Origin of the sequence: Streptomyces cahuitamycinicus (assembly GCF_002891435.1) — a bacterium.
Lineage (GTDB): Bacteria > Actinomycetota > Actinomycetes > Streptomycetales > Streptomycetaceae > Streptomyces > Streptomyces cahuitamycinicus.
In genome coordinates this window covers 1-14,848 of record NZ_POUC01000189.1, presented here as the reverse complement: position 1 = coordinate 14,848, position 14,848 = coordinate 1, and the positions used below count along the sequence as shown (strand labels likewise).

The 14,848-nt window shown below is 69.2% G+C and carries 12 protein-coding genes and 2 tRNA genes; 9 read left to right on the top strand and 5 right to left on the bottom strand.

Annotated features, from left to right (window positions below; all coding sequences use genetic code 11):
* A partial coding sequence (locus C1J00_RS23905) for a GNAT family N-acetyltransferase (protein WP_102911110.1) occupies nt 1-1,162 on the bottom strand: 1,162 nt, incomplete at its 3' end.
* A gap of 162 nt (nt 1,163-1,324) precedes the next feature.
* Between C1J00_RS23905 and C1J00_RS23900 the strand changes: the two genes are divergently transcribed.
* Both C1J00_RS23900 and C1J00_RS23895 read left to right on the top strand, forming a co-directional pair.
* Entirely contained in the window at nt 1,325-2,503 is a 1,179-nt protein-coding gene (locus C1J00_RS23900; protein WP_102911109.1) for a PP2C family protein-serine/threonine phosphatase, read from the top strand.
* A gap of 308 nt (nt 2,504-2,811) precedes the next feature.
* The gene (locus C1J00_RS23895; protein ID WP_102911108.1) at nt 2,812-3,249 is read left to right on the top strand and encodes an HD domain-containing protein; all 438 of its coding nucleotides are present in this window, start codon (nt 2,812-2,814) and stop codon (nt 3,247-3,249) included.
* 15 nt (nt 3,250-3,264) lie between these two features.
* On the opposite strand, the gene C1J00_RS23890 is transcribed toward C1J00_RS23895, so the two are convergent.
* On the bottom strand, nt 3,265-4,377 hold the full coding sequence (locus C1J00_RS23890) for an acyltransferase family protein (protein WP_245936477.1): 1,113 nt from the start codon (nt 4,375-4,377) through the stop codon (nt 3,265-3,267).
* A gap of 698 nt (nt 4,378-5,075) precedes the next feature.
* On the opposite strand from C1J00_RS23890, the gene C1J00_RS23885 reads away from it, so the two are divergent.
* Nucleotides 5,076-5,270 (top strand): hypothetical protein, encoded by a 195-nt coding sequence (locus C1J00_RS23885; RefSeq protein WP_086603929.1) that lies wholly within the window; start codon nt 5,076-5,078, stop codon nt 5,268-5,270.
* 107 nt (nt 5,271-5,377) lie between these two features.
* Nucleotides 5,378-7,753 carry a serine/threonine-protein kinase gene (locus C1J00_RS23880; RefSeq protein WP_102911106.1) on the top strand — a complete coding sequence of 792 codons (2,376 nt, stop codon included), beginning with the start codon at nt 5,378-5,380 and terminating at the stop codon, nt 7,751-7,753.
* Between the two features lie 408 nt (nt 7,754-8,161).
* On the opposite strand, the gene C1J00_RS23875 is transcribed toward C1J00_RS23880, so the two are convergent.
* Together C1J00_RS23875 and C1J00_RS23870 are read right to left on the bottom strand one after the other, a co-directional pair.
* Nucleotides 8,162-8,491 (bottom strand): hypothetical protein, encoded by a 330-nt coding sequence (locus C1J00_RS23875; protein WP_102911105.1) that lies wholly within the window; start codon nt 8,489-8,491, stop codon nt 8,162-8,164.
* Between the two features lie 398 nt (nt 8,492-8,889).
* A tRNA-Gly gene (locus C1J00_RS23870) sits at nt 8,890-8,963 on the bottom strand.
* A gap of 163 nt (nt 8,964-9,126) precedes the next feature.
* Here C1J00_RS23870 and C1J00_RS23865 point away from each other — a divergent pair.
* The 5 genes from C1J00_RS23865 to clpX all read left to right on the top strand — a co-directional run bounded on the left by C1J00_RS23865 (nt 9,127) and on the right by clpX (nt 14,041).
* Nucleotides 9,127-9,203: transfer RNA gene (locus C1J00_RS23865), tRNA-Pro, on the top strand.
* 191 nt (nt 9,204-9,394) lie between these two features.
* A complete protein-coding gene (gene tig, locus C1J00_RS23860; RefSeq protein ID WP_102911104.1) occupies nt 9,395-10,789 on the top strand; it encodes a trigger factor in 1,395 nt (464 codons plus the stop codon).
* Nucleotides 10,790-11,145: 356 nt separating this feature from the next.
* Nucleotides 11,146-11,751: an ATP-dependent Clp protease proteolytic subunit gene (locus tag C1J00_RS23855; protein WP_180989668.1), complete on the top strand. Its 606-nt coding sequence runs from the start codon at nt 11,146-11,148 to the stop codon at nt 11,749-11,751.
* 110 nt (nt 11,752-11,861) lie between these two features.
* The gene (locus C1J00_RS23850) at nt 11,862-12,569 is read left to right on the top strand and encodes an ATP-dependent Clp protease proteolytic subunit (RefSeq protein ID WP_102911102.1); all 708 of its coding nucleotides are present in this window, start codon (nt 11,862-11,864) and stop codon (nt 12,567-12,569) included.
* A 182-nt stretch (nt 12,570-12,751) separates the two neighbouring features.
* On the top strand, nt 12,752-14,041 hold the full coding sequence (gene clpX / locus C1J00_RS23845; protein WP_102911101.1) for an ATP-dependent Clp protease ATP-binding subunit ClpX: 1,290 nt from the start codon (nt 12,752-12,754) through the stop codon (nt 14,039-14,041).
* Nucleotides 14,042-14,101: 60 nt separating this feature from the next.
* Here clpX and C1J00_RS23840 read toward each other — a convergent pair.
* Nucleotides 14,102-14,848, bottom strand: a 747-nt coding sequence (locus C1J00_RS23840; RefSeq protein WP_102911100.1) for a hypothetical protein, incomplete at its 5' end; no start/stop codon positions are given.

Sequence of the window (14,848 nt, the reverse complement as noted above, 5' to 3'; positions counted from 1 at the left end):
TCCCCAGCGAGGCCAGCGGCACACCCCCGAGGTACGCGGCCCCCAACTCCCGTACGGACAGCACGAGATCCGCCGCATCCGCCGTACGCTCGCAGGACGCCCCCTTCGTATCCCCGCTGAGCCGCCAACGCCCGGAGTTCCAGGGACAGAACGCGTCCTCCACCTCGAACACCACGTCCACCGGCGTCTGATACGTCCGCGCCTCCAGCGCGGCCCCCAGATCAACCGGCCGCAGATACAGCGAATCCAGCAGCCGCGGTTGGCACCGGCGGATGTCGGACACCCAGTGCCGCCACGCGTCGTCCACCGGCCGGCCCCGCCCCCGCACCACCAGCGACGACGTCAGGTCGATGCCGAACAGGAACCGCCACAGCGCCGCGTCCGCCGCGGGGTCCAGCGCGGCGGAGCTCTCCAGGGTCACCGTGCCGTTGGGCCCGGCTGCCTCCCAGTCCGGTTTGATGCGGTACCGCGCGTACCCGACCGTCTCGCCGTCCCGCTCGGCGAGGACGCACTGCAGTGGAGACGCTCCTTCCCGGTCGCTCTCCGGATCGAGCAACTCCAGCCGCTCCCAGCCGGGCTGCCGTGCCAGCATCCCGGGCCGCGAAGGGACCAGCCGGGCGTACAACGCCTCGCAGGCATCGAGTGCGTCGGCGGGAACGGCGTAGCGCACGCGCACGTCGTCCGTACCCGCGGGCAGCGACGTGAGCCGCACCCGGGTCGTGTCGATCTCGGCGCTCAACTGGAAGGTGGCGGCCCCGTATCCGAACCTGCCGTAGATCGCCGGTTCGGACGCCGTCAGCACGGCCAGCGGCTCACCCGAGGCACGGACGTCGTCCAGCTGCCGCCGCATCATCGAGGTCAGCACCCCGCGCCGGCGATGGGTGGCGGCCACGCTGACCATGGTGACGCCCGCGGCCGGCACCGAGGCGCCGCCGGGCACCGTGAGCCGGAAGCTGAACGCACCGGCCGTCCCCACACACTCGTCCCCGTCCCAGGCGCCGAGTGAACGGTCGACCTCGGTCAGCGAGTTCCACAACTCCCGCTCCTCGGCGGACTCCGGCACGCCTCCGAAGCCCCGGATCAGAGTGTCGTACCACTTGTCCCAGTCATCCCTGCGGAGGGCCCGCAGACCGGGCGAGAGGCCGTTCGCGTCAGTTGCCATGAGTCATGCCTACCAGGGCAATGCGGGACGAGCCAGGGAATTTCTCCCGGGTGGCGGCGGGGCGGCGCGCTGTGACGTTCACTGTGAAGTCGGCCCTCGGACGGGGGACAAGTGGGACCTCCCGTGCCAAGCGGCTGGTCCGATGGATAGGGTCCCGAACTAATGGCATCAGGACGAGAGCGGCGCGCGGAAGCCGAGACGTTCACGGCCCGGTTGAACAAGCAGTGGCACCGGGTCCGCGTCGGCGTGCGACGAGCGGCCGTGGACTACTTCCGCGGCAACGGCTCGGACTGGATCGCCCTGGTCGGTCTGCTCCTGACCGTCCCGCTGATCGCGGCGGCGACCCTGGCGAACTCGGTGTGGTTCTCACCGGCCGCGCTGGTGCTGCCCGTCGTCGTGGGCGGGCTGCTGCTGCGCCCGGCGAGCCTGCTCGGCCTGTACGCGGCGGCGGCCACGGCACTGATCGTGGAGTCGGTGCAACTCGGCCCGTACACGGAGGGCCCGTCGCGGGTCACCCCGGGCGTCGTGCTCGTGGTCGCGGCCTGCGGCTTCTTCGGGCTGCTCCTGGCCCAGTTCCGCAGCCGGGTCGGTGTGCCCTGGCGGCGCGGCGGCACCATGCTCTTCGACCTGCGTGAACGCATCCGGGTGCAGAGCAAGCTGCCCGACCTGCCGGACGGCTGGCACCGGGAGATGGCCCTGCGCCCGGCGGGCGGCCAGTCGTTCTCGGGCGACTTCGTGGTGGCTGCCCGTACCAACGGCGGCCGTACGCTCGAAGTCGTCCTCACCGACGTCTCCGGCAAGGGCATGGACGCGGGCTCCCGTGCCCTGCTGCTGTCCGGCGCGTTCGGCGGCCTGCTCGGCTCCCTCCCGCCGCACGCCTTCCTCCCTGCCGCCAACGGCTACCTCCTGCGCCAGGACTGGGACGAGGGTTTCGCCACCTCCATCCACCTGGTCCTCGACTTGGACTCCGGCGACTACGAGCTCTACTCCGCAGGCCACCCGCCCGGCCTCCAGCTCAGCGCCGGCACCGGCCGCTGGGAGGAGAAGACGGCCGAGGGCCCGCTCCTCGGGGTGTACGACGGCGCCCAGTTCGACCCGGTGAAGGGCTCGCTGCGGTCGGGCGACGTGCTGATGCTGTTCACGGACGGCCTGGTGGAGACCGCCGACCGCGACATCGTCGAGGGCATCGACCGTCTCACCGGCGAGGCCGACCGTTATGTGGCCGGCGGCTTCCACGGTGCCGCCTGGCATCTCATCGAGGCGGTCGCCAAGGACGTCAACGACGACCGGGCCCTGCTCCTGATCTGCCGCGAGGGACCGACGGCCGCCGTTCCCCGCTGAGGCGGGCTCCCAGGCCGGTCGGGCGGTCGTCCTCATGGCCCGGCCACCGGCCGCTTCCGTACGTTCGAGACGCACCGGCGCCGCTCCCGGACGCCGTGCGACGGGCCGGGCGCACCCCCCGGGGGTCACCGCGGCCATGGGCCTGCCGAAGACGTCCGTCCTGGTCCGTGCCTCGGGAGTGCTGACCCCGGCCTCGTGTACGGCTCGTTCGCCGCCGCGATCCTCGTCCTCGGCCTGGCCGCGGTCACCCTGCCGGCCCGGGCGGCGCTGCGCGGGGAGACACTGGAGCGGTGACCGAGACATCCCGTATGACCCTGGCCCAGGTCGAGGCCGCCGCCCGCGCCGCGCACACCGGACAGACCGACAAGGTGGGACGGCCCTACGCCGAACACCTCCGAGCCGTGGCGGAGGGCGTACGGGCGCGGGGCGGCGACGAGGAGCAGATCGCCGCGGCCTGGCTGCACGACGCCGTCGAGGACGACGCCCTCTCCGCACAGTGGCTGCGCGAGGCCCCGCTGAGCAGCCGTACGAAGGACATCGTCCTCGCGGTCACCAAACGGGCGGGGGAGCCGCCGGAGGCGTACGCCGCGCGGATCCTCGCCACGCCCGGGGCGCTGCTGGTGAAGGAGTCGGACCTGGCGCACAACGCGGACCCGGCCCGTCTCGCGGTCCTCGACGAGGCGACCCGTGAACGACTGACCGAGAAGTACGCGCGGATGCGCGCACTTCTCGGTCTCGTCGGATGAATTCCGCTGTGGGGGTCAGGCGTTGACCTTCTCGCGCTCGCGCTCGCGCCGCTCGGCGTTCTGGCGTTCGCGGGCGAGTTCGGCGGCGTCCTTCTTGAAGGCCCACTCCATCTTCGGCTCCATCGCGAACCGGAACATGCGCTGCACCGGCTTGGTGCACAGCACGGTCACGACGGCGGCCGCGAGGACGGTCACGAGGATCTCACCGGCCGGCCGGTGCAGCCAGGACGCCTCGAACCAGCCCTGGTAGTCGCCGGCCTTCACCAGGAAGCCGTGCAGCAGGTAGCCGTAGAGCGTGCCGGCGCCGAGGGCGGTGAACCACATGTGGCGGCGTGGCACCCAGGCGAAGAAGCAGGCGGTCAGCACCAGGGAGCAGCCGAACATCGCGAGCACCATGACCGGACCGGTCCACCAGGGGGCGCCCAGCTCCTGCGCGGCGTCACGGTGGTAGAACCACGCGGTGTTCATGCGCGGCACCGCCCACCAGCTGAAGGCCAGCGCGACGGCGAACACCGGCACCGAGGCGATCCGCACGGAACGGCGGCGCACCATGTGGAAGTGCTCGGGCTTCATGACCAGGCCCAGCACGAAGAACGGCAGGAACTGCAGGACGCGCTGCAGATCCAGGTCGTCACCGATCTCCGGGGTGACGGTCGCCATCATCGCGAGACCCAGCGCGAGCGGCAGCGGCCAGCGCACCAGGTTCCAGATGGGGGTGGTCAGACGCCAGATGAACAGCGCGACCAGGAACCAGGTCAGGTACCAGGGGTCGAGGAGGCTGATCTCCTGGTGCGGGTCGTTGTCGATGACCCGCTTGAAGAGCGGATAGGCCGTCTCGAAGATGATGTACGGCACGGCCACGCCGGTGATCAGGCGCTTCAGCCGGTCGGGCCGCATGTCGAAACTGCGGGAGAAGTAGCCGGAGATGAGGATGAACGCCGGCATGTGGAACGCGTAGACGACCTGGTACGCCGCCTCCAGTATCCGGCTGTCGCCCTTGAGCGGCTCCCAGACGTGGCCCATGGCCACCAGCACGATCGCGAGGTACTTGGCGTTGTCGAAGAACGCGTCGCGCTGCTTGCCGTCCTGCTTCTTCTGCGTGCTCTGCGGCGAGCGCGGGCTCGGCACTCCGTCGGCCGGCGACTGTGCCGGGGGAAGTGGCGCCCTGCGGTCGCCGTTCGGTCGCAGCGAGTTCGTCACAGACCCTCCCACCAGGAGCTCGGGGAGACGATCCGGGACCTCGCTGCGCGTGCGGGGGACGAGGCAGCGTGGAACATCTGAGGCACCCTAGCGTTCCCTGCAGCTATTCGTAAAACGCCGGACAGGATTCCTGGCTATTCGATGCGGGTACCCCGGAATACGGGCAGTTGACGCCACTGTCGGGCGTGATGACCGACACATCATCCGGTGGCGGATTGCGTACAGCACCTGCGCCCTGCTTGTCATGACACTTCCGGACTAAGTGATGCATAAGACCAGCAGGCGACTCCAGTGGAATGTCCGCTTCCGCCCTCTTCCGGCCCGGGATCGCACGGCTGTTGATGGGCTTGTGGCAGCAATTCGAATTAGCTGCGAACGCGTTGTGTGGAGATGGAAACGATGCGGTCGAATTCCCTGTGCGGGTGGCTCGTCGAATTGCCGTGCGACTCCTCGGCGTTGAGACCTTGCACACAAACGTCCCGCGCGGGCGGGTGCGACACGTGTGTGGTCGATGCGTCACCGGCCGCATAGCCCGGCCGTGTTGGTGGCACGATGGTTCTGGCGGGGTGCGCGGGGTCGCGTCCCCGGGCCGGGAGAGCGGACCGACCGAGGGTGTGTGATCAGTTGTGGCCATTTCACTGTCTGTGGTGCTGCTGTTGGCGATCATCCTTGTGGTGTTGCTGAGAGGGGGATCCATCAAGGCAGGGCCGGCGATCGTGGCGGTCCTCTTCGGCTTCTTCCTCGCCTCGACCGGCATGGCCGACGACATCCAGCGGTTCCTCAACTCGATAGCGCAGACCATCAACTCCATCAGCTTCTGACCGGGGCGCCGACACCCCCTCCCGCGCCCCGCGCAACGGGCCCGCCGCAGGGGCGGTTACGCTCGCCCCGACCACAGGACGGTGCGTGACGGGGGGAACGTACAGGGATGGCGCTGCGCGATTCTGACCCGTCGGAGGTGGGCGGCTACCGCATCGAGGACCGCCTGGGCTCCGGCGGCATGGGCGTGGTCTACCTGGCCCGCTCGGCCTCCGGCCGCCGCCTCGCGATCAAGGTCGTGCACAGCCAATACGCCGACGACGACGAGTTCCGCACCCGGTTCCGCCGCGAGGTCGCCGCCGCCCGCCGGGTAAGCGGCGCCTTCACCGCCCCCGTCGTGGACGCCGACGCCGACGCCACGCACCCCTGGATGGCCACGCTGTACATCCCGGGCGCGGACCTCGGCACCCACGTCCGCGAGCACGGCCCGCTCCCGCTGCCCCGCCTGCGCGGCCTCGCCGCCGGCCTTGCCGAGGCCCTGCGCGACATCCATCGCGCCGGAGTCGTCCACCGTGACCTGAAGCCGGCCAACGTGATGCTCGCCGAGGACGGGCCCCGCGTCATCGACTTCGGCATCTCCCGCGCCGCCGAATACGCCGCCTCCGACGTCCTCACCCAGACCGGCCGCGTCATGGGCACCCCGCCCTTCATGTCCCCGGAGCAGTTCGCCTCCCCGCAGGACGTCGGCCCGGCCGCGGACATGTTCTCCCTCGGCTCCGTCCTCACCCACGCCGCCACCTGCCGGGGCCCGTTCGACAGCCCCAGCCCCTACGAAACGGCCCTGCGGGTCGTCGAGGGCGAACCGGACCTCACCGGCGTCCCCGACGAACTGCTCCCCTTCATCCGCCTCTGCCTGGAGAAGCACCCGAAGGACCGTCCCGCCGCGGACGAACTGTTCACCCTGCTCCGCGAGGGCGGCACCCCCGGCCCGGTCCTGGTGCCCGGCACCCGCGCACCGCGCCCCGTACGTCCGTGGCCGGGCGCCCCGCCGACCGAGCCGGCCGGCACCGCATGGCCCGGCACGGCCCGCGCCGAGCGGGACGACATGTGGCACCGCCCGCCCGAGGAGGCGGACGCCGAACGGGACGGGACGCGGCACCCGCGGCCCGGCGGAACCCCGACGGAACAGCACCAGCCGCCACCTGACCCGGCCGGGCCGCCGCCGCCCGAGGCGGAACGCATCCGCGGCCGCCGCAGACACGGACTGCTGCTGGTCACGGCCGCGGTGGCCGTCGCACTCGCCGCGATCGTCACCACCACCGTCACCCTGATCCGCGACAACGACCGCCCGCCTTCGATCACCGCCAGGGCGGCCGACCTTCCCGAGGGCTGGAAGCCGTGGGTGGCCACGGTGCGGACCCCGGACAAGGACAAGGGCGTCCCGGGCGGGGCCGACACGCCCCTCAAGGGCTGCTCCGCCGTCGACGCCTCCCTGGTGTGTGCCGGTTCCGACCTCATGGCGACCCGCTTCGGTCTCGCCGACGGCCGCAACACCTGGAGCCGGGCCGTCCACGCAAACCCCGACGGCGCCTTCGGCGACGAGGGCGCGCTCATCGGCACCGGCGACGGACGCGTCTTCGCCTACGGGGCCGACGACGCGGAAGGAACGAGCGGCGTCGGCTCCAGCTACGCGGTCTACGCCTTGGCCGCCGACACCGGCAAGGAGCTCTGGCGGACCCCGACCGGTAGCGGAGAGATGGCATCGGTCCCCGACAGTACGCAGGGCGCGGCCACGGCTGTGCCCGAGGGCGTCGTCACCTTCTACGGATCACGGGGCGACCAGTACGCCCTGCTCGACGCGGAGACCGGCGAGGTCCGTTGGCGGCAGCCCAGGCCGGAGGCCCCGGGCGGCTGCCTGCTGGACTCGGCGGCCGACCGTGCCTATCTGATCTGCGCGACCGAGACGAACGACGAGGATGCAGCCGAAAGCACCGTCTCCGAGATCGACCCGGCCACCGGCAGGACCCGCTGGACCGTCGAGGCCGAGGGCGGCCTGGAAATGCTCGGTCGGCATGAGGGACGCCTGGTGTTCGCGGACGGCCGGTCCACGGCGACCCGCGATCTCACCCTGATCGACGTCTCCTCGCACGAGCTCACGGTGCGCCGACTGGCGAAGCCCCGGCCCGAGGACTCGAGGGCGTACCTGGTGCGCGGCACCGTCTACTTCACGCGCAGCAGCGGCGGCGTCCGCGCCGTCTCACCGGGCACCGGGCGGACGCTGTGGGAATCCAACTCCACCTTGGAGCGGCAGGGTCCGCCGACCGCCTCCGCCACCCACGTGTACTTCGCATCGCCCAGCGGCCGCCTGGCCGCCCTGAACGCGCGCAGCGGCAAGGTCGAGGGCACCCGGGAGGGCCGCGACGACGGCGGCCGGGCCCACAACGTACTCGTCACCTCCGGAGCGCCCCTCCTCCTCGTCGGCGACGCCCTGTACGTCCCGTACGGCGTCCGGTCCGTCTACACCGTGGACGTCCGGAACCTCTGATTCAGCACGCGAGTGCCGCACGTGACCGGCTGATCGCCGACGCCCTGAGCGCCCTCGTCGATAAGGGCCGGAAGCCCGAGAAGAACCAAGATCCAAAGCGGAAGGGCACGCGGGGGACACGACGGACTGAACGCACCCTGGAAACGATCAGGGCCAGGCGGAGGAATGATCCTCTGACCTGGCCCTGATTCGTATGGAGCGGGCGACGGGAATCGAACCCGCGTAGCTGGTTTGGAAGATCGCGTATGCGCCCACCTCCTGACCAGCCACCTCGCTGACCTGTGCCTACCCAGCGTCCTGACCGCCTTTCCCGCTGCTCCCCGCCTGCCACCACCCAACCGGGCACGCGAAGGGCATGGTTGCGCTCGGCACCAGCTGGTCGTCAGGGCCGCCGGCAATTCCTCAAGTTCAGTGCGGTTGTGAGTGCGGCACGCAGACCGACTGCGCATCGGTGACATAACAACACGAGTGCCTCAGCTCGGGCCCGCCGGATTCTTCGACCCACTGAGTACCGTCCCACATGTTCGACGTGAAGGTGACGGTCATTTTCCCGGCGGGCGCGATGCCTTGCTCCTCTCCCATGCCGCGTTCCTGGAGGAACTTGACGGGATCTGCCAGCAGCATCGGCACCTCCTCGGGGGAGACGTCGTAGTGGAAAAGAGGCGGATCTTGCTCCATCCCTGCGACGCCAGGGCCCGCGAGCTTGACTACGTTGGCGCTGAGATACGTTTCGGACATTGCGTTCCTCCTGTGTTCGGATGCCGTGGGTCACTCATGGGCCATTCCGTTGCGCGACCAGCACTTTATGAGCGGGCATGCCCGTTTCAGGGGGATTTCACATGGTGTTTTCTTAAATGTGATTTAAGGTGTCTTAGTGAATATGATGTGCTGGCTTGGTAGAGCCGAGCAGACACGGCCCCTGGCGTCCAGGTCGTTCGTACAGTGGCGCGCTCAGGCGGGATGGGAGCTCCCTGCGCACGCCACTACTCGGCCGGCACTCGCGGATGGCGCCTTCGCCATCTCGGAGCCTGAGGGAAGCCGAAGGGGCACGCGGGGGACACGACGGACCGAACGCAGCCCCGGGAAACACTCAGGGCCAAGCGGAGGAATGATCCTCCGCCCGGCCCTGAGCCGTATGGAGCGGGCGACGGGAATCGAACCCGCGTAGCTAGTTTGGAAGACTAGGGCTCTACCATTGAGCTACGCCCGCACGGCACGCGCCGCGGGTCGGGTGACCGCGGCACTGAAGGCATCGTAGCGGGTCGGCCCCCTTCGTCGCACACCGCATTCGCGCCGGGGGCGACGCGGCACGGCCCTGTGGAAATGCGGCCGCCGCACCGCCCGTCGGCATGTACCCTACGTGTCGCACCAGACGGGGTGTGGCGCAGCTTGGTAGCGCGTCCGCTTTGGGAGCGGAAGGCCGTGGGTTCAAATCCCGCCACCCCGACCAGCCACCCGATCACTCGCGTGATCACCCATCGGATCACTCACGTGATCGCCTTTTGGGCGGTGTAGTCGCTGCCGTTACTATGCAAGCTGCACGCCCGTGTGTCTCAGGTCTGAAGTCTCCGGGCGGCGAAGTCCGCCGGGCCGTTCTGGTCCCGGCAGAAACCAAGAAGTCAGCCACAAGGAGACCGAACCGTGAAGAGCGCCGTGGAGACCCTGAACCCGACTCGGGTTCGGCTCACTGTCGAGGTGCCCTTCGAGGAGCTCAAGGACAGCCTCGACGCGGCGTACAAGAAGATCAACCAGCAGGTCACGGTGAAGGGCTTCCGTAAGGGCAAGGTCCCGGCCCGGGTCATCGACCAGCGGTTCGGCCGCGGTGCGGTTCTGGAGGAGGCGGTCAACGACGCGCTTCCGAAGTTCTACACCGACGCGGTCAACGAGGCGGAGCTCAGCGTGCTGGGCCAGCCCGAGGTCGACATCACGGAGCTGAAGGACGGCGAGACGCTGAACTTCACCGCCGAGGTCGACATCCGCCCGGCCATCGAGATCCCGGACTTCTCCGGCATCGAGGTCGAGGTCGACGCGGTCGAGGTCACCGACGAGGACGTCGACAAGGCCGTCGAGGAGCTGCGCGAGCGCTTCGCCTCCACCGCCCCGGTCGAGCGTGCCGCCGAAGACGGCGACGTCGTGACGATCGACCTGCAGGCCGAGGTCGAGGGCGAGGTCCTGGAGGACGGCGTCGCCGACGGCGTCTCCTACACCATCGGCTCCGGTGAGCTGCTGGAAGGCATCGACGACGCCGTGAAGGGCCTGGAGGCCGGTGGCGAGGCCACCTTCACCTCCGAGCTCAAGGGCGGCTCCGCCGCCGGCAAGGAGGCCCAGGTCACCGTCAAGGTCACCCAGGTCGCCAAGCGTGAACTGCCCGAGCTGGACGACGAGTTCGCGCAGCTCGCCTCCGAGTTCGACACCATCGAGGAACTGCGCGCGGACAGCCGCAAGCGCCTTGAGAACATGAAGCAGTACGACCAGGCCACGCAGGCCCAGGAGCGCGTCCTGGAGAAGCTGCTCGACCTGGTCGAGGTCCCCGTCCCCGAGAAGCTGCTCGAGGACGAGGTCAACACGCGCAAGCACAACCTCCAGCACCACCAGCTCGGCCAGATGGGTCTCGACCTCGCGAAGTACCTGGAGATCCAGGGCAAGAGCGAGGAGGAGTTCGAAGCCGAGACCAAGGAAGCCGCGGTCAAGGGCATCAAGACCCAGTTCGTGCTCGACGAGCTCGTCAAGCAGGAGAAGCTGAACGTCAACCAGGAGGAGCTCACGGAGCACCTCATGCGCCGTGCGGCCTCCTCCGGCATGTCCCCCGACCAGTTCGCCCAGGCGGTCGTCGAGGGTGGCCAGGTTCCGCTCCTGGTCGGCGAGGTCGCCCGCGGCAAGGCCTTGGCCGTCGTGGTCGAGAAGGCCACGGTCAAGGACACCAACGGCGAGGTCATCGACCTCGACGACGACGAGGACGAGACCGAGTCCGCCGGGACCGAGGCCGTCGAGGCCGAGGCCACGGAGGCCTCCGCCGAGGAGAAGACCGAGGGCTGAGTCCCGGTCGCGGTGAGTTCGTGAAGAAGGCCCTGGGGCATGCCCCAGGGCCTTCTCGCCACCCCGGGGGCACAGCGCACTCCAGGGGTGCGGGAAACTGCGCGGCAAGCCCCCACCCGCCTGCGGCCCGGCGATTTCCGCACCACCCACGACGGGACCGCACGGCGCCCCGGCGGAGCCCACCGCGCTACGCCCCCGGCGAACACTCCCATCTCCGGGATTCCCCGAAGGGACCCGCGCGTTAGGGTCCATGAATACGAGGGCAGTGGAGTCCCCGAACGGCTCCTAGCCCCTAGGGAAACGTGAGACGGCCCGGCGCCGTCGTAAGACGAGCAGGTGGATACGTGACGAATCTGATGCCCTCAGCCGCCGGCGACCCTTCCATCGGTGGTGGCCTCGGCGACCAGGTCTACAACCGGCTGCTCAACGAGCGAATCATCTTCCTCGGCCAGCCGGTCGACGACGACATCGCCAACAAGATCACCGCACAGCTGCTGCTCCTTGCCTCCGACCCGGACAAGGACATCTATCTGTACATCAACAGCCCCGGCGGTTCGATCACGGCCGGCATGGCGATCTACGACACGATGCAGTACATCAAGAACGACGTGGTGACCATCGCCATGGGCCTCGCGGCCTCGATGGGCCAGTTCCTGCTCAGCGCCGGCACCCCCGGCAAGCGTTTCGCGCTGCCGAACGCCGAGATCCTGATCCACCAGCCCTCCGCCGGCCTCGCCGGCTCGGCCTCGGACATCAAGATCCACGCCGAGCGGCTGCTGCACACCAAGAAGCGCATGGCCGAGCTGACCTCGCAGCACACCGGCCAGACGATCGAGCAGATCACCCGCGACTCGGACCGCGACCGCTGGTTCGACGCCTTCGAGGCCAAGGAGTACGGCCTCATCGACGACGTGATGACGACGGCCGCCGGTATGCCGGGCGGCGGCGGCACCGGGGCCTGAGCGGTCCCCACGGGGCCTGTGGCGCCCCGTGAGGCCCACGGAGCCCTCCCGGGCCCCCAGCGACCCCAGACAGCCCCAGCCGACCGCCTCAGCCCTCTTCAGGAGACACCGTGAACCAGTTCCCCGGCAGCGGGATCTACGACCGTATGGACGCCGTGCAGGACATGAGCGCCTCGCAGGGCCGCTACACCGGCCCGCAGGCCGAGTCCCGCTACATCATTCCGCGCTTCGTCGAGCGCACCTCCCAGGGCATCCGCGAGTACGACCCGTACGCGAAGCTTTTCGAGGAGCGCGTGATCTTCCTCGGCGTCCAGATCGACGACGCCTCCGCCAACGACGTCATGGCGCAGCTGCTGTGCCTGGAGTCGATGGACCCCGACCGTGACATCTCGGTCTACATCAACAGCCCGGGCGGCTCCTTCACGGCGCTCACGGCGATCTACGACACGATGCAGTACGTGAAGCCGGACGTCCAGACGGTCTGCATGGGCCAGGCCGCCTCCGCCGCCGCCGTCCTGCTGGCCGCCGGTACGCCGGGCAAGCGCATGGCCCTGCCGAACGCGCGTGTGCTGATCCACCAGCCGTACAGCGAGACCGGCCGTGGTCAGGTGTCCGACCTGGAGATCGCCGCGAACGAAATCCTCCGGATGCGCTCGCAGCTGGAGGAGATGCTGGCCAAGCACTCCACGACGCCGGTCGAGAAGATCCGCGAGGACATCGAGCGCGACAAGATCCTCACGGCCGAGGATGCGCTGAGCTACGGCCTGATCGACCAGGTCATCAGCACCCGGAAGATGGACAACTCGAGCCTGCGCTGAGGCGAGAGGCTGTATCGTCTGCCGCCCCTTGGCATGGTTTGGCTCGGTTCACGTCAAAGCGAACCGCGCCAAGGGGGGCCCGGACGAGGGGCCCGGCAAGGTACCGTCGGACATAAGGCAGCACCAGGAGTCCGCTTGGACGTCGACGTCCAGGAGTCTCCCAGGCGAAGGGGAAGCACACCGTGGCACGCATCGGTGACGGCGGCGATCTGCTCAAGTGCTCGTTCTGCGGCAAGAGCCAGAAGCAGGTCAAGAAGCTCATCGCAGGGCCCGGTGTGTACATCTGCGACGAGTGCATCGACCTCTGCAACGAGATCATCGAGGAGGAGCTGGCCGAGACCAGCGAGGTCCGCTGGGAGGAACTCCCGAAGCCCCGCGAGATCTACGAGTTCCTAGAGGGCTACGTGGTCGGCCAGGAGGCCGCCAAGAAGGCCCTGTCCGTAGCGGTGTACAACCACTACAAGCGCGTCCAGGCCGGCGAGAACGGCGGGGCGAACGGCCGTGACGACGCCATCGAGTTGGCGAAGTCCAACATCCTGCTCCTCGGCCCCACGGGCTCCGGCAAGACCCTCCTCGCGCAGACCCTCGCGCGCATGCTGAACGTCCCCTTCGCGATCGCCGACGCCACGGCCCTCACGGAGGCGGGATACGTCGGCGAGGACGTCGAGAACATCCTGCTCAAGCTGATCCAGGCGGCCGACTACGACGTCAAGAAGGCCGAGACCGGGATCATCTACATCGACGAGATCGACAAGGTCGCGAGGAAGAGTGAAAACCCCTCGATCACGCGCGACGTGTCGGGTGAGGGCGTCCAGCAGGCCCTGCTGAAGATCCTGGAGGGCACCACGGCCTCGGTCCCGCCGCAGGGCGGCCGTAAGCACCCCCACCAGGAGTTCATCCAGATCGACACGACGAACGTGCTGTTCATCGTGGGCGGTGCCTTCTCCGGTCTTGAGAAGATCATCGAGTCCCGGGCCGGCGCCAAGGGCATCGGCTTCGGCGCGCAGATCCGCTCCAAGCGCGAGATGGAGTCCAAGGACCAGTTCCAGGAGGTCATGCCGGAGGACCTGGTCAAGTTCGGCATGATCCCCGAGTTCATCGGCCGTCTCCCGGTCATCACCTCGGTCCACAACCTCGACCGCGAGGCGCTGCTCCAGATCCTGGTCGAGCCGCGCAACGCGCTCGTCAAGCAGTACGAGCGCCTCTTCGAACTCGACGGCGTGGAGCTGGACTTCGAGCGCGAGGCCCTCGAAGCCATCGCCGACCAGGCCATCCTCCGCCAGACCGGCGCGCGCGGCCTGCGCGCCATCATGGAGGAGGTCCTCCAGGGCGTGATGTACGAGGTCCCCTCCCGCAAGGACGTGGCCCGGGTCGTCATCACGGCGGACGTCGTCCAGTCGAACGTCAACCCGACGCTGATCCCGCGGGACGCGCGCAACGGCCGCGGGCCGGGCGAGCAGAAGACGGCCTAGTCACCCACTGCACGCGAAGGCGCCCAGCACAGTTGCCGGGCGCCTTCGTCGTTGCCGGCGTCAGGCGGGGACGCGGACCTCCTTGCGGAGCTTGGTGGTGAGGTCGATGGCCACGTCCTTGGTGATGCCCTGTGCCACCTCCCCCGGCGACACGATGGCGATCGTGCTGTAGTCGGCCCACGCGCAGAACCAGTTGGTCTTCGTCTTCTGGGTCTTCCGGTCCTGCCCCTTGAGCGACTGGCACTTCATGACGGCGCCGTCGAGGTCCGTCTCCTCGGGCTCGCCGACCAGCTCGGGCCTGCCGGCTCCGGTGGTGGCTTCCTTCTCGAACGACTTCTTGAAGCTGGCGAAGAACAGGTCCAGGGTCGCCTCGGGGTCGGAGATCTCACCGTAGGCGCCGGCGACCGACAGGGTCTTGGCCGATGCCATCTTCGCCGCGGAGGAGGGATCGTCGGGGTCGTAGTCGCTCTGATCCACCGTGGAGTAGAGGCCCGCCGCGGTCTTGGCGTTCTTGACGCCGCTCTTCTCGAACTCCGACTTCTCCTCGGAGCCGGTGGTCTGCCCGTCCTTCGTGGTGCGCTTGTACTCGGTGAGCACGGTCGCCGGCGTCGACAGCTTGTGCGGCCCGTCGTCCTCCAGGCCGCCGCCCCCGCCGATCACGAAGTACGCGCCCACAGCGATCGCGGCCACGACGGCCACCGCGCCCAGGATGATGCCCGTCTTCTTCTTGCCGCCGCCCGGGGCAGGTGGCTGGGGGACGCCGTAGGGGGCCTGGCCGTACGGGGGCTGCTGGCCATAGGGCGCCTG

Excerpts from the sequence above, each read along its gene's own strand:
- C1J00_RS23900 (WP_102911109.1), top strand. The coding sequence starts at position 1,325 with ATGGCATCAGGACGAGAGCGGCGCGCGGAAGCCGAGACGTTCACGGCC.
- C1J00_RS23895 (WP_102911108.1), top strand. The coding sequence starts at position 2,812 with ATGACCCTGGCCCAGGTCGAGGCCGCCGCCCGCGCCGCGCACACCGGA.
- C1J00_RS23880 (WP_102911106.1), top strand. The coding sequence starts at position 5,378 with ATGGCGCTGCGCGATTCTGACCCGTCGGAGGTGGGCGGCTACCGCATC.
- C1J00_RS23875 (WP_102911105.1), bottom strand. The coding sequence starts at position 8,491 with ATGTCCGAAACGTATCTCAGCGCCAACGTAGTCAAGCTCGCGGGCCCT.
- C1J00_RS23855 (WP_180989668.1), top strand. The coding sequence starts at position 11,146 with ATGCCCTCAGCCGCCGGCGACCCTTCCATCGGTGGTGGCCTCGGCGAC.